Below are 18532 nucleotides of genomic sequence, written 5' to 3'. Positions count from 1 at the left end.
ATACTAGTTAGAAATTAGTAAATACCTTAGTTGATTTAAATATGTTCCCCCTCCTTTTCAAATATGTGAGTGATAAAAGTTATTTGTTACGTTTTCTATTGAGAATATCCATATATACAGCGAATACTAGAATTATACCTGTAATAAATAGCTGGTAATGAGATTGTACACCGATATATGGGAAACCTATTTTTAACACTGTCATAATAAATACACCAATAATGGTACCGAATATCGAACCGATACCACCAGCAAGTGATGTTCCTCCAATGACGACAGCTGCGATAGCATCAAGCTCAAATCCATTACCTGTATTTGGCTGAGCTGTGGTAAATACAGCAACATAAGCAATACCCGCAAGTGCTGCAAAGAAACCTGAAATTACATAAGCATAGATTTCATATTTTGCAATGTTGATACCTGAAAGTCTTGTTGCTTCTTTATTTGAGCCGATAGAGAGTATATATCTACCGATTTTGGTTTTATTTAGTATAATTGCCATAATAATACAAGCAACCGCAATCAATATAAATCCAGTCGGAAAGTGTTTTGGTAGAAATGAATCTTTAGCAGTAATCATAAAAAATTCTCGATACCAAGCTCCATCTGAGTGACCTTGTGGGAAAGAGATTGATCTTGTTTGTGATACAATCGATCCAAGCCCACGAGATAGCATCATTGTTCCTAGTGTGGCAATAAAGGAAGGTATCCCCAGTTTAGAAACCATCAATCCATTCACTAAACCAAATAGGATCCCAGTTAAGAGAATTGCAAAGATAACAAAGATCATTGGCAATCCTTGTTGCATCAATGTACCACCAATCAGGGCCGAGCAAATTGCAACAGTACCAATGGATAAATCAATTCCCCCTGTGGCAATAACAAAGGTCACCCCTATCGCCATAAAACCTACATAATAAGCAGATTTAGATACATTAGTAAATGTAGATATTTGCATAAACTTAGGTGTAATAAGAGCAAATACGATACAAATAACGATAAGTGCAATAAACACTACAGTTTGTTGGTTGGAAAAAACTTTTTTTAATTTAGTAAGCATTGTCTCTCTCCTTTTCTAGCGATTTGTCGCTGCTTGCATAATACGTTCTTGAGTGGCTTCGGATATGTCGAATGTGCCTGTCACTTTACCTTCACACATAACAATAACTCGATCACTCATACGAAGGACTTCTGGAAGTTCTGATGAAACCATAATAATTGACTTTCCTTGCTGAGCTAATTCTTCCATTAAATGATAGATTTCACTTTTAGCACCAATATCTATACCTCTTGTAGGTTCATCAAATATAAGAATATCGCAGTCTCTAACGAGCCATTTAGCGATAACAACCTTTTGTTGGTTACCACCAGAAAGCTTTTTAACTGGTTGTTCGACACTAGGTGTTTTTGTTTTTAGTTCATTTACGTATTTCTTTGATACTTCTCGAGATTTTTCAGTATCAATAAATAGTCCTTTCATAAATGAGTCAAGGTTGGCTATTACGGTATTCTCTTCTACTGGCTTATCAACGATAAGACCATATCTTTTTCTATCTTCTGATAGATAACCGATCCCTGCAGCCACCGCATCTTTAGGAGAATCTATCTGAACTTCTTTACCATTTATGTAAACTTTCCCAGAATCTTTTCTATCTGCACCGAATATAAGTCTTGCAACCTCAGTTCGTCCTGCTCCCATCAACCCTGCAAAGCTTAAAATTTCTCCTTTTCTCAATTCGAAACTTACATCTTTAACATACTTTCCACGATTCAGATTTTCACACTTCAATATAACTGGAGCATCAGGATCTACATTAGATTGTGCTTTAGGTTCTGCAAAAATGGTACGACCAACCATAAGCTTAATAATATCGTTTTTATCACACTCTTTGGTGACCAAAGTACCGACAAATTCACCATCTCGCATTACAGTTACCCGATCAGATATAATATTTATCTCATCCATTCGGTGAGAAATATATATCATACCCGTGCCTTTATCTCGCAAATCATTGATGACTTTAAATAACTCGTCTATCTCAGAGTCTGTGAGAGCGGCAGTTGGTTCATCAAAAATAATAACTTTCGCATTTTTTGATATAGCTTTTGCAATTTCTACCATTTGCTGCTTCCCAACAGTAAGGTTTTCTATTTTTTCGGCTGGGTCAATATCAATATTTAATATTTTAAATAGCTCTCTTGCTTTTCTATTCATCTCGGCATCATCGATGAAAAAACCATTCATTGATTCTTTACCAATAAACAGATTTTGAGCAACAGTTAAGTCATTCATCATATTAAGTTCTTGGTGAACGATAGCAATACCATCTTCTTCTGATTCAGACGGTCCTTTATATTCTACTTCCTTGCCCATATAGGTAACGGTACCAGAATCTCTACTATATATCCCTGTTAGGATTTTCATTAATGTAGATTTTCCAGCCCCATTTTCCCCCATAAGAGCAACAACTTCTCCAGCCTTCAAATCAATTTCAGCATTTTTCAATGCTACAACACCAGAAAAAGATTTGGAGATACCTTTCATTGCAAGTAGTGTTTCTTGTTGTTTTGACATAGCACACTCCAATTGAATTATTCTTCGATTCTTAAACCATAAGATTTGAATTTCTCTAACACGACTTCCATCTCTTCTTTTGGAAGGGTTGGAATAGGCTGATTAGTTGCTAACAATTTAAGATACCACTCTGCTAAAACTTCTACTTCGTGAGCTAGCCATAGTGCTTTGTCTAGATTTTTATCCGCACCAATAAAGCCGTGATGAGCCAGTAAAATTGCTTTACTTTCTTTGATACCCTCACCCACATATTCTGCTAATTTACGAGAACCAAAAGTTGCATAAGGTACGCAAGGAATATGATCTGTTCCGCCAACCGCAATCATATAGTGAATAGCTGGGATTTCTTTTTCTAAAATAGACACTGCGGCACAGTTTACGGCGTGATTATGGATTACAGCGTCGCAATCAGGACGGTTTTCATAAACCGCAAGGTGGAAATTCCATTCACTTGAAGGCAATTTCCCTTCTTCAAAATTGCGGTTTCCATCTACATAAACAATACTGTCTTCGGTTAATAATTCATAAGGTGTCCCCGTTGGTGTGATTAGCATACCATCTTTATAACGTACACTTACATTACCCGCTGTACCTTGGTTTAACCCCAAACGAGTCATTTCTAAACAGGTATCAATAATTTTTCTTGATAATTCTTTTCTGTTCATTTCTAATTTCCTCTAATTTAAATAATAGGTGTCACACCTTTTTTAATGATGATATTGCCATATTTTGCCGTTTCGCCACTGATAACAACGGCATAAGCAGTTTTGGCACGATCATAAAAGGCAAAGCGATCAATTCTTGTTAATTTTGGTGTAAATCCGACCGCTTGTTGGATTGCATTTAAGTAGTTTTTCTCAACCGTTGGATCGAGTGTATCGCCTTCCACTGCTTGCATCATTACTAACGGTGCATCAACATAAGCATCAAATTCAAAGAGTGGGCTAATGCCACTTAATAAGGTGCTAACGCTAATTCCATCGGCACGAATAACTTTATGATGAAGTGAATGAGCAGGAAAATGAGCATCAGATAAAACAAGTTCATCACCGTGTCCCATTTCTGCAAGTATTTTTAGCAACTCTGGTGAGATTGCTGGATGAATACCTTTTAACATACAATTTTCCTTAGTTTTCTTTTAATATGTGTTATTTTTTAATACTTTTTAAAAACAAATTTTTAAATCTCTTGTAACCATTTTTGATAGCTTTCACTATTTTGTGACGGATAAATACGTTGTTTATTTGGTTGCATTTGTTGTTGAGCTTGTTCGACATTTTCAAACACACCCACACCGGCAAAGGTAAACATTGCTGCCCCTAACACGGTGCTTTCTGCAACATCAACAATATCTAATGGCAACCCTAAAACATCGGCACGGATTTGATTCCATAATCGATTTTTAGAACCACCACCCACACAAATTAAACTTTCTGCTTCAAAGTGGCTGACTTTTTGTAATACTTCTAGACCATTTTTAAGTTGTAATGCCATATATTCCAACGCTGCACGATAAATCTGTCCACGTTGATTGTGCATTGATAAGCCAGTAATTCCACCTAAGCCCACAGGTTTATCTGTTGCCGCGAACGTGCCTGTAAAGCGAATACCATTTGAACCCACCGCGACTTTTTCGCCTTCGCCGATCATTGTTGGATAATATTTATCTGTTCCCACCACATCAGCAAAGAAGAGCTTACCGATCCATTCCATCACGCCAGATCCAACCCATTGCACAGCAGGGTTAAAGCAACGATCTTGTGCGTCAAATTCAGTGGTTAAACCTTGTGGCACAAATTCAATATGTGGCTCGGCTTTTTCGGTTCTTGCCATTAAAATTTCCCACGTACCAGAACTTAATACAGGCTGATTTAAACCTGCACCTGAACCAAATACCGCAAATTGCGTATCGTGTCCGCAAGAGATAACAGGCACTTCATTTAAACCAAATTTTTGAGCTAACTCTTTTGATAATATGCCGATTTTATCGCCAGCATTGACCATTGTTGGAAAATGAGTTTTGGTTAAACCTAAAACGGATAACACCTCACTATCCCAATCATTGCTTTCAAGATTAGTCATCATTGATGTACCCGCCATTGTGCGGTCAGTGGTAAATTTACCCGTTAAACGTTGGCTAAGCATTGAAGAAATAAACACCCATTTATCCATTTTTTGGAATACATCAGGTTTATTTTCTTTAAGCCATAATAATTTGAAAAGGGTATTAAAGCTGTATTGACCGATACCATTACGTTGATATAACTGCTCAACATTTAAGTATTTATCAAGGTTTGCCATCACAGGTAAGGTGCGTGGACATTTCCACGAAATAATCGGATAAAGTTGTTTGCCCTCTTTATCAAAAGGTGCACCGTCCACCCCAAAAGTAGTGACAGCAATCCCTTTAATATCCGATAAAGCGGTGTGATTTTTTTGTAAATTTGCAATTGTTTGTTCAGCACAAGTTTCTAACTTTTGCCAAATTTCTGCGAAATCCCAAATATGATATTGTGGGTTTTCAGGATCTGGTTGAGTGTTGTTTGCAATGTGATGAGAAGCCACAATTTTGCCTTTTTCATCAATCGCAATTGTGCGTAAATTAGTCGCGCCACAGTCAAAAATGAGTGCAATAGACATTCACGCCTCCCCTTTTAATAGAATTAAAATAAGATTTGAGTTGTAGTGCGACTAATCAATCACTAGTCGCACTTTGATTGTTACTGATTATTTATGCTTTCTATTTATATAATGCACCGAAGTTTGCACAAGCACGATAATCTTGACCTTCTTTATCTTGACCGAATGCACTCCATGCACTTGGACGGAAGATGTCTTTCTCATCAACGTTGTGCATACAAACTGGAATACGTAGCATTGATGCAAGGGTAATTAAATCTGCACCAACGTGTCCGTAAGTTGCCACACAGTGGTTTGCACCCCAGTTCGCCATTACAGAATACACATCAGTGAATGCCCCTTTACCTGTTAAGCGTGGTGTAAACCAAGTTGTTGGCCACGTTTCATTGGTACGTTTATTCAAGATATCGTGTACGTGTTCTGGTAAATCAACAGACCAACCTTCTGCAATTTGTAACACAGGACCGATACCTTTAACAATATTGATACGGTGCATAGTGAAAGGCATTCCACCTTTGGTTAAGTATTGAGATGAGTAACCGCCCCCACGGAAGTATTCGTGAACCGCTGGACACCATTTGGTATTTTCATAACAACGTTTAGCATCTTCTTCAGTCACTTCCCAGAATGGTTTGATTACTGGTTTTCCGTCTTTATCTGTGTGTTGTCCTGTTCCGTCCAAAGTTGCAGAACCTGAGTTTACTAAATGGATAAAGCCCACTTCTGGTTTAAAGCCGGTTGCTTTTTCGACTGATTCAGGCGACCAGTAAGTACGCACGTCAGCAAAAATTTGAGCTTGACCTGTTAAGCCATTACCCAACAACATTCCCACACCATTTAAGCTATCATTTTCTGTGGCAAGCAGATGTGGCGGACGTAAACCATTCCAGTCATAAGTCGTATTTAATACCGCTTCCATAAAGTCGCCGTTTGGAAGATGATCTGTCCAGTGACGTTGACCTTGGAAACCTGCTAACACGGCATTATGTCCTAATGCTTCTTCACCGAAGTTTAAGTCTGCTAAACGTGGATTACCTGCCATTAAATCACGCACAATAATTGTCATTTTAACCACTGTTGCCCAAAGTTCTTCACGTTCTTCAGGGGTACGTTGATTTTCAGGTGCGTTTACATCAATACCTTCTGGGCAATTTTCTTTTACCCATTTGAAGGCTAATTCAAATTCTTCTTTATCATAAATTTCACGATCGAGGCGGCGTTTGATTTCGGTCATATCCACATATTCATTACGCATACCTAAATATTCTTGGAAGAATGGTTGATTTACGATAGAACCTGCGATACCCATTGAAACCGCACCGATTGATAAGTAAGATTTACCACGAATGCTTGCAACAGTTAATGCAGCACGAGCAAAGCGTAATAATTTTTCTTCAACATCTGCTGGGATTGATGTGTCGTCTGCTTCGCAAACTTCTGTTCCATAAATAGAGAATGCTGGTAAGCCCATTTGGTTATGCCCAGCAAGAGACGCCGCTAAATAAACTGCCCCTGGACGTTCAGTACCATTGAAACCCCAAATCGCTTTTGGAAGGTGTGGATCCATATCAATGGTTTCAGAACCATAGCACCAACAAGGTGTAACCGTAATCGTTGCACCCACATTTTCACGTTTAAATTTCTCAGCACAAGCTGCGGCTTCGGTTACCCCACCAATACAAGTATCAGCGATCACACATTCTACTTTCTCGCCAGTTGTGTGATAAATTTTGCTCTCTAATAATTGTTTAACCGATTTCGCCATATTCATTGTTTGATCTTCAAGGGATTCACGTACTCCCATACGACGACCATCAATAGTTGGACGGATACCAATTTTTGGTAATGCAGATTTGTATGTTTTCATTTTTATTCTTCCTCTTTTTTTGATTAAGAAAAATACTTACTTTCTGAAAGTTATTTTCAAACAAAAAAAAGAAAAAGAATAATAATTTTATAATTTTGATGTTGGTTTTGTGATATGACTCACAAAAAATGCTGTTTTTGAAAGCTAAAAATGAATATTTTTTGACTGAAAATGACCGATTTATGGAAAGTCGGTCATTTTATTAAAGAAACATTGTGGGTTTTGCAACATTCATATAAATGATTATCAACACCTTCTGTGGTAAAAAGCATATCAATTTGAGAAAAATCTGAAAGTTGAATTAAATTGGTTTTTTGATATTTTGAATCATCTGCGAGTAAAAAAACTTGCTTAGAGACATTCATTAATTTCTGTTTTACCGACGCATTGAGTTCATTGGATTCCCAAATTTTTCCTTCACTATCAAAGCCTACACAAGAAATAAAGCTAATATCAATATGTAAACGTGACAATAAATGTTCCGATAATGGTCCGTAAAATGCATTATATTTACTTGAATAAACGCCACCTGTTGCGATGGTTTTAACATTTGGCTTGTTCACTAAAGCTGTCATATTATGCATTGAGTTTGTTACAACGGTACAAGGGATATCTGGCATTAACTGGGAAAAATGCCAACTTGAAGAGCTTGCATCCAACCCAATAACCATATCTTCAAATAAATATTCCATTGCATTTTGTGCAATAATTTTCTTTTTATCTAGGTTATAACGCTGTCTTGTTTGAAAAGAGTTGCCTGCATCTTTCACTTTTTTATTGATCGCTCCGCCGTGTACTCGATACAGTAGTCCTTTTTTTTCTAAAGCCGTTAAATCACGGCGAATGGTTTCTACAGAAACACCGTATTCTTTGGCTAAATTAATAACCTCAACTTTTCCAAGTCGGTTTACGTCTTCTAATATAAGATCTATTCGTTTTGTCATTTTGTGAATAATATAAAGAGAACATAATTGCCTATTATTATGTTCTCTTAATGTTTAAATAACAACCATTTTTAATTATATTAAAAAAAATTTACAAATTTTTATTAATATCTTACCGCTATAAAATTAAAAATTAACTATTGATCATTATTCGTGAGATTTTATCTAATTCTTCATCACGAATTGTCATTACTTCACAGCCGTTTTTAGTGACGACAATTTGGTGTTCATATTGTGCCGAATGACTGCGATCTTTCGTTTTTACCGTCCAGCCGTCTTTCATTAAACGTAGTTCTTTTTTACCTGCATTGATCATCGGTTCAATAGTAAACACCATTCCTTCTTGTAAAATCACACCACCATCGTCACCATAATAGTGTAAAACTTGTGGGTCACAATGGAATTCTACACCAATACCGTGCCCACAATATTCACGTACAACGGAAAAACCTTCTTTCTCTACATAAGTTTGGATTACTTTACCAATTTGATTTAAACGTATACCGGGTTTAACAATACGAATTGCTTTATATAAAGATTCTTGGGTTACTTCACAAAGACGCTTACTTTTCAGTGTTGGTTCACCAACAAAGTACATTTTTGAGTTATCACCAAAATAACCATCTTTAATTACGGTTACATCAATATTGACAATATCGCCTTTTTTCAATTTTTTATCATCACTTGGGATACCATGACAAATGACTTCGTTAATTGAAATACATACTGATTTTGGAAATCCGTGATAATTTAGGCACGCTGGAATTGCTTTTTGTTCATTTACAATATAATCGTGACAAATACGATCAAGTTCACCAGTGCTAATACCTTCTTTTACATAGGGTTCGATCATTACTAAAATATCAGAGGCGAGTTTACACGCGATACGTAATTTTTCAATTTCTGCTGCTGTTCTAATTGGAATATTGTTCATTAAATTTACCTTTTTAACAGAATTTATCTAAGAAACGATAATAACGCATACCAACATATAACGCTGCTTTTTTGACTAACTTTCCCCCCCAAAGACTTGGGACATTTAATTGTTCAAAAATAGCTAATCTTTCATCATTTCCACAAATTGCTTCACTGATAATTCTACCTGCTAATCCTGTTAATGCAACACCGTGTCCTGAAAAACCTTGTGCAAAATATAAATTAGGCTGAATTCGACCAAAATGTGGGGCTGAATTCAGCGTCATATCAATAGGTCCTCCCCAACCATAATCAATTTTTACACTTTCAAGATGTGGAAATACGTTGAGCATATTTTTTCGCATTTTTGCGATCATATCCGTATTATTACTAGAATCACTACCAAATAATAAGCGATTATCCGCACTTAATCGGTAATAATTTAATAAATAATTACTGTCACATACAGACATTCCATTATTGATTATATTATCTGCAACTTTTTGTTCTAAAGGTTCTGTGGCAATAATAAAACTTTCTACGGGTAAAATTTTATTGGCAATACCAAAATGGATTTTATCGGATAATCCAGAAATATAGGCATTGGTTGCAAGAACAACATCTTGAGCGATAACGGTGGCTTTCTCTGTTTTTACTGTTATTTTACTTGTTGTAACATCAAGAGCGATTACGGGTGAATGTTCATAAATTTGTACACCTAAATCTTGGCAGGCTTTTGCTAAACCTAAGCAGTAATTAAGAGGATGTAAATGTCCTGAAAGACTGTCGTACAAAGCACCGTGATAAATATCACTGTTCAAATGTTGTTGTAACTGTTGTTTATCCCAAATTTGGGAATATTTATAGTCAAAAATGTCTCGAACTATTTTTCTTGAAAGTTCAAGCTCTTCCATTCGGCGTTCATTTAATGCTAAGGTTGCGTAGCCTTGTTGCCAATCACATTGAATATTATATTTTTTTATTCTTTCTTGGATAATATCTAATGCTTCAAGGGACATATCCCAAATTTTGCGGGTTTTTTCTAAACCGAGTTCTCGAATATAAGACTCTACACCTTCTTCAAAACCATTAATGGCTTGACCACCACTACGACCAGATGCACCAAAGCCCACTCTTGCACCATCGAGTACAATCACGCTTTTACCTTGTTCTGCAAGTTCTAATGCTGTTGATAAACCAGTGAAACCTGCACCAATAATACATACATCAGCGGTTTGATTTTGAGATAAATGTGTAAATTTAAATTGAATATTTGCCGTATCAGAATAATACGTTTTTTTATGTTCTTGATATGCGAAATTAAGCATAAAAAATCACTTTTTTGTTAAGAATAAGAATTGAGAGTTGAAAAAATGGCGCACCCAAGAGGAGTCGAACCTCTAACCGCTCGGTTCGTAGCCGAGTACTCTATCCAATTGAGCTATGGGTGCGTTTTGATATTACAAACAGTTTTCAATATATAAATAAAATGGCGCACCCAAGAGGAGTCGAACCTCTAACCGCTCGGTTCGTAGCCGAGTACTCTATCCAATTGAGCTATGGGTGCGTATTTCAAATTACAAAATGGCGGTGAGAGAGGGATTCGAACCCTCGATGGAGTTTTTGACCCCATACTCCCTTAGCAGGGGAGCGCCTTCAGCCGCTCGGCCATCTCACCACGGTTTGTGGGCGGAGATAATACTAGAATCTTAAAATAAGTCAAATGCTTTTTAGATGATTTATTTTTAGTTGATTGATTACTAAGCAAAATTAATCATCGTTCTATTATTGCCATTAATTTTGTTATGAAATTGGCTGGATTTTCCCAATGGCAATTATGACCAGCATTTTCAATTAGTTGATAATTGAGTTTATATTGTTCTGCTTGTGTTTTAAATTTGTGATCTCGTTCACCAATAAAAAAATAGATATTTGAAGAGCTGTTAACTTCATTTAGTAAAAATTTTTGTTTAGCAAGACTGGTTGCTTTTAACATTTTTGCTATTTGATGACCGCTATTTTGTTTACGTTTTTCGATTAATTCACTTTTTTTTGCAAAATTTAGATCAGAAAATACCGCTTGTTGATACCAATCTTGTAAAACATTTTCAATTTTTTCATTTTCAAAACGTTCAGCCCAATGTAAATCATTTTGCCAACGTTGTTGTTTTTTTTGTTCAGTAGGCAAGCCTATATTTGCACCTTCAATAATGGTTCCAAGTAAGTAGGGATTATTGTTGGATAAGTGATAATGTAATGCAATTCGTCCTCCTAGTGAATATCCCACGAGCCAAAAGGGTTGATGAATTTGAGATTGTAAACATTGATCAATTTTTTGACAAACTTCATCAAAATTACTGCAAGATATACTTTCACTTTCTCCGTGAAAAGGAAGATCAATAGTAAGCGGTATGATTTGTGGAAAATTTTGCAAATTTTTTAATACATTTTCCCAATCTTGTTGAGATCCAAGTAATCCGTGTAAAAATACGACAGGAATACTTGAACTGCAGTGGTTTAAATTATTATGCCATTTAAATGCTAACATTAATCAATAGACGCTCTTGAGATCTGTTTAATAATAGATTGATATAACGCACTACCTTCTTGATCATTGACTTTAATTTCTACAAAGGTGACCCCTCTACGAGCATAGGCTTGTTTTAGTTTTGTTTTTAAATCAGCCCAAGTAAAAGGTCGGATATAATCAATGCCAAACATTGTAGCTATTTGTGAAAATTCAAAGTGATGTGAGGCTCGGTAGTATTCTGCTTTTACTTTTGGATCAACGGGTAAGGTATCAAAAATGGCTCCACCGCTATTATTTATCACAAATAAAATTGTTGGGTGATTAATTTGGCGTAATAAAGCAACAGAATTGAGATCGTGTAATGCAGAAATATCACCAATAATGCCGACAGTTGCTTGCTCGCTCCCTATTGCGATGCCCGCCATTGTTGCAATTAAACCATCAATACCACTTGCACCTCTATTTGTATAAATCGAATAGCCTTCTGGTAATTTACACAGAGCATCAACCAATCTTACAAAGAGGCTATTACCAACAAAAAGGTGTCCATTTTTAGGTAATACTTGTTCAATATAATGAGCAAGGGAGGCTTCGTTTAAGTTAGTGCCAACTTGCTTTTTAATAAATGAATCACAAAATTGAGAAAGTGCTAATGGTTCTAGTAACCAGGCTTTTTGACGCAGTGGTGGATGAGCTCGAATAAAATGATGTGATTTTGCGATAAAACGTGTTTGTGGTTTTGCATTTTGATTGAGGTAGTCAGCGTGTTGATCCACTACCCAAAATTCTCCCTCAAACAAGTTTAGAAATCGATTAACCCTTTTGCTAACAATCTGAGAACCAAATTGTATCACTATATCTGCCTGTAATAAGCGTTGTTGAACCGTATTATTTGCAAGCCAAATATCTGCATAAGGTAGATTTGTATCAACGGCAGACTGTACATCACAAATGAGACACCATCCTAGAGTTTCAGCCCAGTTTTTTAATCCAATACCTTGCCCTGTAGGAAGTTTTCCTACAACAATTACTCCTTTTTTTGCTCGCCAATAATCCCAATCTTTATGCATTAATACATCTGTTTGGCTATCTTGTTGATCTAACCATTTTTTATTAGATTGAGTAAGCCAAGATTGAATTGATAAAAGCCAGCTATCATTTTCAATTTCGTCTTCATTTGCCTCATACAAAGGTTCAGAGAAAGGGGTGTTAATATGTATTACTCCCGCTTTATTTTTTTGTTCATAACAGACTTTTTCTACCATAGAAACCAACCAGTTTGCACTATAATCATGGCTTGGTTTTGGTAGGTTTAAATTTTCAATAGGATAATTCGCAAAAATATGTTGTTGATTAATCGCTTGGTTGGCTCCACAGTCAATAAGCTCTGGAGGTCTATCTGCGGATAAAATAATTAGTTTATGATGTGTCTTACTTGCTTCAATAATAGCAGGATATAAATTAGCTACAGCTGTACCTGATGTAACAATAATGGCAACAGGATCATTGGTTACTTTCGTTATTCCTAGTGCAAAAAAACCTAAACCTCGCTCATCAAAATGAGTATGACACTTTGCCAAATGCTGTTGTTGTAAATGTAATGCTTCTAATGTTAAAGGGGTAGAACGAGATCCTGGTGCAATACAAAAATGTTTTACACCATAACGCAAAAGAGCATTGAGTATTACTCGTGACCAAGCTCGATTAAAGGTACTGGTTGTATTCATTATTATCTACCTATTAAAATTAAAAAGTTTTGCTTATCATATAACAACTTTGACTAACAACCAAATACCAAGCGGGTAGATTTTTATAAAATTTTGCAAATTTTTCACTAAAAATATATGATAAGCCATAATTATTTCTAATAAAGGATGAAAATGAACAATCAACTAACACATCGAGTGGATGAGATTATTGAATTATTAGGTGATCATTGGCGTAAAGAACCTGATTTATCTTTACTGGATTTTTTGAAACAATTAGCAAAAGAAGTGGGAAAACCAGACGATCTTTCTGCTTTAACGGATGAAGTCTTAATCTATCAATTAAAAATGCGTGGAACCAGTAATGACACTGTTATTCCAGGGATAAAAAAAGATTACGAAGAAGATTTTAAAACGGCGTTATTAAAAGCGCGTGGAATTTTAAAAGATTAAGATTGTCCAAACAACAGCTCAAATTATTAGGATAAATTAAAATGAAAAAATTATTAAAGATAGGTACTATTGTATTACTTGGTCTAGTTTCGTTTAATGCAACTGCATTTGAACCTAAACTAGGCAAAGAGTATGTTGAAATAAGTCAACTTCCCGTTACTCAAAAAGAAGTGGTAGAGTTTTTCTCTTTCTATTGTCCACATTGTAAAAATTTTGAAATAACCTATAAAATACCGACTCTTATTAAAGAAAAATTACCTGAAAATATACCGTTAACACAATACCATTTAACCTATGGACCTCAAGGTGAAAATTTAACCCGAGCTTGGGCATTAGCAATGGCGCTTAATGTTGAAGATAGTATAAAAATACCGCTATTTAACGCTGTTCAAGAAAAGAAAATAAATTCAATGGAAGATATCCGCTCTCTTTTTGTTGAAAATGGTGTGTCTGAAAAGCAATTTGATGGTGGTATTAATAGTTTTGCGATCAATGGTTTGGTGGCAAAACAAGAAAATTTAGCGAAAACCTTAAAGGTAGAAGCGGTTCCTGCTTTTTTTGTGGATAATAAATATAAAATTAATGGTGAAGGTTTTAGTGATGTGAAAACTACTGAAGAATTTATTCAACATTATGTAGATACTATTACCTCTTTAGCAACTAAATAAAAAATACGTCTTTTTATAAGTATTGTAGGCACGAGGCGTGCCCTGTGCCTACAAATTAATATACATTTAAATCACCTTGTTAAAATCCCTTATTTTCCCTACAATATACCTTTGTTTGATTATTCAAAGAGAATGCTGTGTCAAAAATTAAATTGATTGTTGGTTTGGCTAATCCAGGAACGAAGTACGAAGGAACTCGTCATAATGCAGGAGAATGGCTAGTCAACGAAATTGCACGTTTATTTAATACAAGTTTAAAAGAAGAAAATAAATTTTTTGGAAAAGTGGCGAAAACCAATACTTCACAAGGCGAAGTACGATTGCTTGTGCCAACCACTTTTATGAATTTAAGTGGCAAAGCGGTTGGGACATTAGCGAATTTTTATCGTATCCAACCCGAAGAAATTTTAGTCGCACATGATGAACTTGATTTACCTTGTGGCGTGGCAAAAATCAAGCAAGGTGGCGGACACGGTGGGCATAACGGTTTGAAAGATATTATTGCCAGTTTAGGCAATAGCAAAAATTTCTACCGTGTGCGTATTGGGATTGATCATCCCGGCGATAAAAATATGGTGTCTAATTATGTGTTAGGCAAACCATCGCCAACTGATCAAAAGTTAATTGATGAAGCCGTTGATGAGGCAACTCGTGCGGTAGAAATTTTATTTAAAGACGGCGTAGAAAAAGCAATGAACCGTTTAAATGGGTTTAAAGCAACGCCGTAAATAGCGGTCAAATTTTAGTAAAAATTTACAAAAAGTAAGGAAAAATTATGGGATTTAAGTGTGGGATTGTCGGTCTTCCAAATGTAGGGAAATCAACCCTTTTTAACGCATTAACAAAAGCAGGGATTGAAGCGGCAAACTATCCGTTTTGTACTATTGAACCAAATACTGGTGTTGTACCGATGCCAGATCCACGCTTAGATGCGTTGGCTGAAATTGTAAAACCACAGCGAGTATTACCAACCACAATGGAATTTGTGGATATCGCAGGTTTAGTGGCTGGGGCGAGTAAAGGCGAAGGATTAGGAAATAAATTCTTAGCCAATATTCGTGAAACTGACGCAATTGGACACGTGGTACGTTGTTTTGAAAATGATGATATCGTTCACGTTGCAGGAAAAATCGATCCAGCGGAAGATATTGAAATCATCAATACTGAGTTAGCATTAGCCGATTTAGAAAGCTGTGAGCGTGCAATTCAACGTTTAAACAAACGTGCCAAAGGTGGCGATAAAGACGCACAATTTGAATTATCAATTATGCAAAAAATCTTACCAGTGGTTTCAGAAGCGGGAATGATTCGTAGCATTGATTTAGACAAAGATGAGCTATTTGCGATAAAAGGTTATAACTTCTTAACGTTAAAACCAACAATGTATATCGCAAACGTGAACGAAGATGGTTTTGAAAATAACCCTTATTTGGATAAAGTACGTGAAATTGCAGCCACAGAAAATGCGGTTGTGGTACCTGTTTGTGCGGCGATTGAATCTGAAATTGCAGAACTTGAAGACGATGAGCGTGATGAATTCTTAGCAGATTTAGGTATTGAAGAAGCAGGGTTAGATCGTGTGATTCGTGCAGGTTATTCATTACTAAATTTACAAACTTATTTTACCGCAGGTGTAAAAGAAGTGCGTGCGTGGACAGTGGCAGTGGGTGCAACTGCTCCAAAAGCGGCTGCCGTTATCCACACTGACTTTGAAAAAGGCTTTATCCGTGCCGAAGTGGTTGCTTATGAAGACTTTATTCAATATAAAGGCGAAAACGGTGCCAAAGAGGCGGGTAAATGGCGTTTAGAAGGTAAAGAGTATATAGTTAAAGATGGTGATGTAATGCATTTCCGCTTTAATGTTTAATTTTTCTTTAATCTAGTGGGGTAAAGAATGAATATTATTGATTCATTGGGCTCAATGGTGAATTATCCTAAAGAGAAAATCGCAAAAAAAATTCGAGAAAAAGCAATTATTGCAACGAAAGCAAGAATTGCTGAGCGTAATAAAACTTTTGATGATTATAGTGATGATGAATTAGAAATTATTATTGCTGATGAAGAACGAAAAATTACCGAAGATCTAAAATCAAAATCCTTAGTAGTCGCATTAGCTGCTCTAGGGCTTAATATCTTCGTTTAAAGGATTTTAAATGTTTAAGCAGTTTAAATCAGCATTGATTTGGTATTATCTTTTTAAATTACGACGTCGTTTAGCTCTTGTCGTCTTTTTATTATTGATTGCTTTTTTTGCTGATGCAATTTATGAAGATTTTATTGAGTTTTTAACATTACAAAATATGCTTGAATATTTAGCATTAGTATTAATTATTAAATGGATAATTATTATTGGTAATATTGCACTTTCTAGCTATTTACTGATTACAATGTTTAGGAGAAAAGATGATCCTAAAAGTGAAGAAAAAGAAGCCGTTAAAGTGGCAGTAAAAGAAAAATTTACTGATAGAGAGAAAAGGTTTCTTAATAAGAAAAAATTACGCTCAAAGGCTGATATATTACTTGATGATTAATAAATGGTTTGTTTAATAGTAAAGGGACTAATAAATAGTGCCTTTAGTGAAACTAAAAATAAACACTAGCGATAAAACATACAAAAAGGTAGAATGCTCCGCTACACCTCAAAGCGTGGATAAGCTCTTACTTACGCTTTTTTTATTTTAACTGATTAATTCTTAGATAAATTTTATAATGGCAAAGAAATTACATATTAAAACATGGGGCTGTCAAATGAATGAATATGATTCATCAAAAATGGCAGACCTATTAAACGAAACACACGGATTTGAACTCACAGATAATGCTGAGGAAGCAGATGTTTTGCTTTTAAATACGTGTTCAATTCGTGAAAAAGCACAAGAAAAGGTGTTTCACCAATTAGGTCGTTGGAAAAATCTAAAAAAGAATAAACCTGACTTAATGATTGGTGTTGGCGGTTGCGTGGCATCACAAGAAGGGGAGCATATTCGTAAAAGAGCACCTTATGTAGATATGATTTTTGGTCCTCAGACTTTGCATCGCTTACCTGAAATGCTCAATCAAAGAGGAAAAAATAATAATCCGATTATTGATATTAGTTTTCCTGAAATTGAAAAATTTGACAATTTACCAGAGCCTCGAGCAGAAGGACCAAGTGCTTTTGTTTCTATTATGGAAGGGTGTAATAAATATTGTTCTTTTTGTGTTGTACCTTACACGCGTGGGGAAGAGGTGAGTCGTCCTATTGATGATATCCTTTTTGAGATTGCTCAATTAGCAGAGCAAGGTGTACGTGAAGTAAATTTATTAGGTCAGAATGTAAATGCTTATCGTGGTGCAACCTTTGATGGTGGGGTTTGTACATTTGCAGAATTATTGCGTTTAGTTGCGTCAATAGATGGCATTGATCGTTTACGCTTTACAACTAGTCACCCAATTGAATTTAGTGATGATATTATTGAGGTATATCGTGATACACCTGAATTAGTTAGTTTCTTACATTTGCCAATTCAAAGTGGTTCAGATCGTATTTTAACAATGATGAAGCGTAATCATACTGCGTTAGAATTTAAAGCGATTATTCGTAAATTACGTCAAGCTCGTCCGAATATTCAAATTAGTTCAGATTTTATTGTGGGATTTCCTGGTGAAACAGCAAAAGATTTTGAAGATACAATGAAAATCATTGAACAAGTAAATTTTGATATGAGTTTTAGTTTTATTTACTCTCCTCGACCAGGCACGCCTGCAGCTGATTTGCCTGATAACGTAAGTGAAGAAGAGAAAAAAGAGCGTTTGTATCGTCTTCAGCATCGCATTAATACCCAAGCGGTACAATTTAGTCGGATGATGCTGGGTACTGAACAACGCATTTTAGTTGAAGGACCATCTAAAAAAGATTTAATGGAACTCACTGGACGCACTGAAAATAATCGTATTGTGAATTTTAGCGGTTCACCAGATATGATTGGTAAATTCGTTGATGTTAAAATCACTGAAGTTTATACAAACTCCCTACGAGGTGAAGTGGTGCGAACAGAAGAAGAAATGGGATTACGAGTGGTTGAATCGCCACAAAGTATTATCGAGCGAACTCGCAAGGAAGACGAATTAGGTGTTGGACGATTTATCGTTTAATTTATTCTCGCATTTATTAGAATTTCTTGACAATTGAGCAATACAGCAATAGAATTACACGTCCTTTTCTCGTAAGAAAAGGATTTTTAATTAATATTTA

At 35.7% G+C, this 18532-nt stretch carries 18 protein-coding genes and 3 tRNA genes; 7 read left to right on the top strand and 14 right to left on the bottom strand.

Annotated features, from left to right (window positions below):
• Positions 1–79: 79 nt before the first annotated feature.
• The 14 genes from U9966_RS01670 to menD form a co-directional block, all read right to left on the bottom strand.
• Positions 80–1060, bottom strand: coding sequence for an ABC transporter permease (locus U9966_RS01670; protein ID WP_090919942.1), 981 nt, complete (start codon positions 1058–1060; stop codon positions 80–82).
• 15 nt (positions 1061–1075) lie between these two features.
• Positions 1076–2575, bottom strand: a complete 1500-nt coding sequence (locus U9966_RS01665; protein WP_306347550.1) for a sugar ABC transporter ATP-binding protein — start codon at positions 2573–2575, stop codon at positions 1076–1078.
• 17 nt (positions 2576–2592) lie between these two features.
• Positions 2593–3240, bottom strand: coding sequence for an L-fuculose-phosphate aldolase (gene fucA / locus U9966_RS01660; RefSeq protein ID WP_090919937.1), 648 nt, complete (start codon positions 3238–3240; stop codon positions 2593–2595).
• Between the two features lie 17 nt (positions 3241–3257).
• The gene (gene fucU / locus U9966_RS01655; protein WP_115316296.1) at positions 3258–3692 is read right to left on the bottom strand and encodes an L-fucose mutarotase; all 435 of its coding nucleotides are present in this window, start codon (positions 3690–3692) and stop codon (positions 3258–3260) included.
• A 62-nt stretch (positions 3693–3754) separates the two neighbouring features.
• Positions 3755–5215, bottom strand: a complete 1461-nt coding sequence (fucK, locus tag U9966_RS01650) for an L-fuculokinase (protein ID WP_306347549.1) — start codon at positions 5213–5215, stop codon at positions 3755–3757.
• A gap of 100 nt (positions 5216–5315) precedes the next feature.
• Complete coding sequence (gene fucI / locus U9966_RS01645; protein WP_306347548.1) at positions 5316–7082, bottom strand: L-fucose isomerase; 1767 nt, start codon at positions 7080–7082, stop codon at positions 5316–5318.
• Positions 7083–7276: 194 nt separating this feature from the next.
• Entirely contained in the window at positions 7277–8026 is a 750-nt protein-coding gene (locus U9966_RS01640; protein WP_306347547.1) for a DeoR/GlpR family DNA-binding transcription regulator, read from the bottom strand.
• Positions 8027–8159: 133 nt separating this feature from the next.
• A complete protein-coding gene (gene map / locus U9966_RS01635) occupies positions 8160–8960 on the bottom strand; it encodes a type I methionyl aminopeptidase (RefSeq protein ID WP_306347546.1) in 801 nt (266 codons plus the stop codon).
• A 13-nt stretch (positions 8961–8973) separates the two neighbouring features.
• On the bottom strand, positions 8974–10269 hold the full coding sequence (locus U9966_RS01630) for an NAD(P)/FAD-dependent oxidoreductase (RefSeq protein ID WP_306347545.1): 1296 nt from the start codon (positions 10267–10269) through the stop codon (positions 8974–8976).
• 46 nt (positions 10270–10315) lie between these two features.
• A tRNA-Arg gene (locus U9966_RS01625) sits at positions 10316–10392 on the bottom strand.
• Between the two features lie 39 nt (positions 10393–10431).
• Positions 10432–10508, bottom strand: a tRNA-Arg gene (locus U9966_RS01620).
• 18 nt (positions 10509–10526) lie between these two features.
• Positions 10527–10619: transfer RNA gene (locus U9966_RS01615), tRNA-Ser, on the bottom strand.
• A gap of 96 nt (positions 10620–10715) precedes the next feature.
• The gene (gene menH / locus U9966_RS01610) at positions 10716–11489 is read right to left on the bottom strand and encodes a 2-succinyl-6-hydroxy-2,4-cyclohexadiene-1-carboxylate synthase (protein ID WP_306347544.1); all 774 of its coding nucleotides are present in this window, start codon (positions 11487–11489) and stop codon (positions 10716–10718) included.
• On the bottom strand, positions 11489–13198 hold the full coding sequence (gene menD, locus U9966_RS01605) for a 2-succinyl-5-enolpyruvyl-6-hydroxy-3-cyclohexene-1-carboxylic-acid synthase (RefSeq protein WP_306347543.1): 1710 nt from the start codon (positions 13196–13198) through the stop codon (positions 11489–11491). Before menD ends, menH begins: the two co-directional genes overlap by 1 nt.
• A gap of 153 nt (positions 13199–13351) precedes the next feature.
• Here menD and U9966_RS01600 point away from each other — a divergent pair, with 153 nt between their 5' ends.
• The 7 genes from U9966_RS01600 to miaB all read left to right on the top strand — a co-directional run bounded on the left by U9966_RS01600 (position 13352) and on the right by miaB (position 18432).
• Positions 13352–13630, top strand: coding sequence for a YihD family protein (locus U9966_RS01600; RefSeq protein WP_211599179.1), 279 nt, complete (start codon positions 13352–13354; stop codon positions 13628–13630).
• 41 nt (positions 13631–13671) lie between these two features.
• Positions 13672–14298, top strand: a complete 627-nt coding sequence (locus tag U9966_RS01595) for a DsbA family protein (protein WP_306347542.1) — start codon at positions 13672–13674, stop codon at positions 14296–14298.
• 137 nt (positions 14299–14435) lie between these two features.
• Positions 14436–15026 (top strand): aminoacyl-tRNA hydrolase, encoded by a 591-nt coding sequence (gene pth, locus U9966_RS01590; RefSeq protein WP_306347541.1) that lies wholly within the window; start codon positions 14436–14438, stop codon positions 15024–15026.
• Between the two features lie 47 nt (positions 15027–15073).
• Positions 15074–16165 (top strand): redox-regulated ATPase YchF, encoded by a 1092-nt coding sequence (gene ychF, locus U9966_RS01585; RefSeq protein WP_306347540.1) that lies wholly within the window; start codon positions 15074–15076, stop codon positions 16163–16165.
• Positions 16166–16192: 27 nt separating this feature from the next.
• Positions 16193–16441 carry a hypothetical protein gene (locus tag U9966_RS01580; RefSeq protein ID WP_306347539.1) on the top strand — a complete coding sequence of 83 codons (249 nt, stop codon included), beginning with the start codon at positions 16193–16195 and terminating at the stop codon, positions 16439–16441.
• 10 nt (positions 16442–16451) lie between these two features.
• Positions 16452–16829: a hypothetical protein gene (locus U9966_RS01575; protein WP_306347538.1), complete on the top strand. Its 378-nt coding sequence runs from the start codon at positions 16452–16454 to the stop codon at positions 16827–16829.
• 178 nt (positions 16830–17007) lie between these two features.
• On the top strand, positions 17008–18432 hold the full coding sequence (gene miaB / locus U9966_RS01570; protein WP_306347537.1) for a tRNA (N6-isopentenyl adenosine(37)-C2)-methylthiotransferase MiaB: 1425 nt from the start codon (positions 17008–17010) through the stop codon (positions 18430–18432).
• Positions 18433–18532 lie beyond the last annotated feature (100 nt).

This window comes from Pasteurella atlantica, from assembly GCF_963693435.1.
GTDB lineage: Bacteria > Pseudomonadota > Gammaproteobacteria > Enterobacterales > Pasteurellaceae > Phocoenobacter > Phocoenobacter atlanticus.
This window is presented reverse-complemented; position numbering and strand designations above follow the sequence as displayed.

Bases quoted from the DNA above. Each gene is read 5' to 3' on its own strand.
- U9966_RS01575 (WP_306347538.1), top strand. From the start codon at position 16,452: ATGTTTAAGCAGTTTAAATCAGCATTGATTTGGTATTATCTTTTTAAA.
- U9966_RS01670 (WP_090919942.1), bottom strand. From the start codon at position 1,060: ATGCTTACTAAATTAAAAAAAGTTTTTTCCAACCAACAAACTGTAGTG.
- U9966_RS01640 (WP_306347547.1), bottom strand. From the start codon at position 8,026: ATGACAAAACGAATAGATCTTATATTAGAAGACGTAAACCGACTTGGA.
- menH (WP_306347544.1), bottom strand. From the start codon at position 11,489: ATGTTAGCATTTAAATGGCATAATAATTTAAACCACTGCAGTTCAAGT.
- U9966_RS01665 (WP_306347550.1), bottom strand. From the start codon at position 2,575: ATGTCAAAACAACAAGAAACACTACTTGCAATGAAAGGTATCTCCAAA.
- U9966_RS01580 (WP_306347539.1), top strand. From the start codon at position 16,193: ATGAATATTATTGATTCATTGGGCTCAATGGTGAATTATCCTAAAGAG.
- U9966_RS01630 (WP_306347545.1), bottom strand. From the start codon at position 10,269: ATGCTTAATTTCGCATATCAAGAACATAAAAAAACGTATTATTCTGAT.
- miaB (WP_306347537.1), top strand. From the start codon at position 17,008: ATGGCAAAGAAATTACATATTAAAACATGGGGCTGTCAAATGAATGAA.
- U9966_RS01600 (WP_211599179.1), top strand. From the start codon at position 13,352: ATGAACAATCAACTAACACATCGAGTGGATGAGATTATTGAATTATTA.
- U9966_RS01595 (WP_306347542.1), top strand. From the start codon at position 13,672: ATGAAAAAATTATTAAAGATAGGTACTATTGTATTACTTGGTCTAGTT.
- fucU (WP_115316296.1), bottom strand. From the start codon at position 3,692: ATGTTAAAAGGTATTCATCCAGCAATCTCACCAGAGTTGCTAAAAATA.
- menD (WP_306347543.1), bottom strand. From the start codon at position 13,198: ATGAATACAACCAGTACCTTTAATCGAGCTTGGTCACGAGTAATACTC.
- fucA (WP_090919937.1), bottom strand. From the start codon at position 3,240: ATGAACAGAAAAGAATTATCAAGAAAAATTATTGATACCTGTTTAGAA.
- ychF (WP_306347540.1), top strand. From the start codon at position 15,074: ATGGGATTTAAGTGTGGGATTGTCGGTCTTCCAAATGTAGGGAAATCA.
- fucI (WP_306347548.1), bottom strand. From the start codon at position 7,082: ATGAAAACATACAAATCTGCATTACCAAAAATTGGTATCCGTCCAACT.
- map (WP_306347546.1), bottom strand. From the start codon at position 8,960: ATGAACAATATTCCAATTAGAACAGCAGCAGAAATTGAAAAATTACGT.
- fucK (WP_306347549.1), bottom strand. From the start codon at position 5,215: ATGTCTATTGCACTCATTTTTGACTGTGGCGCGACTAATTTACGCACA.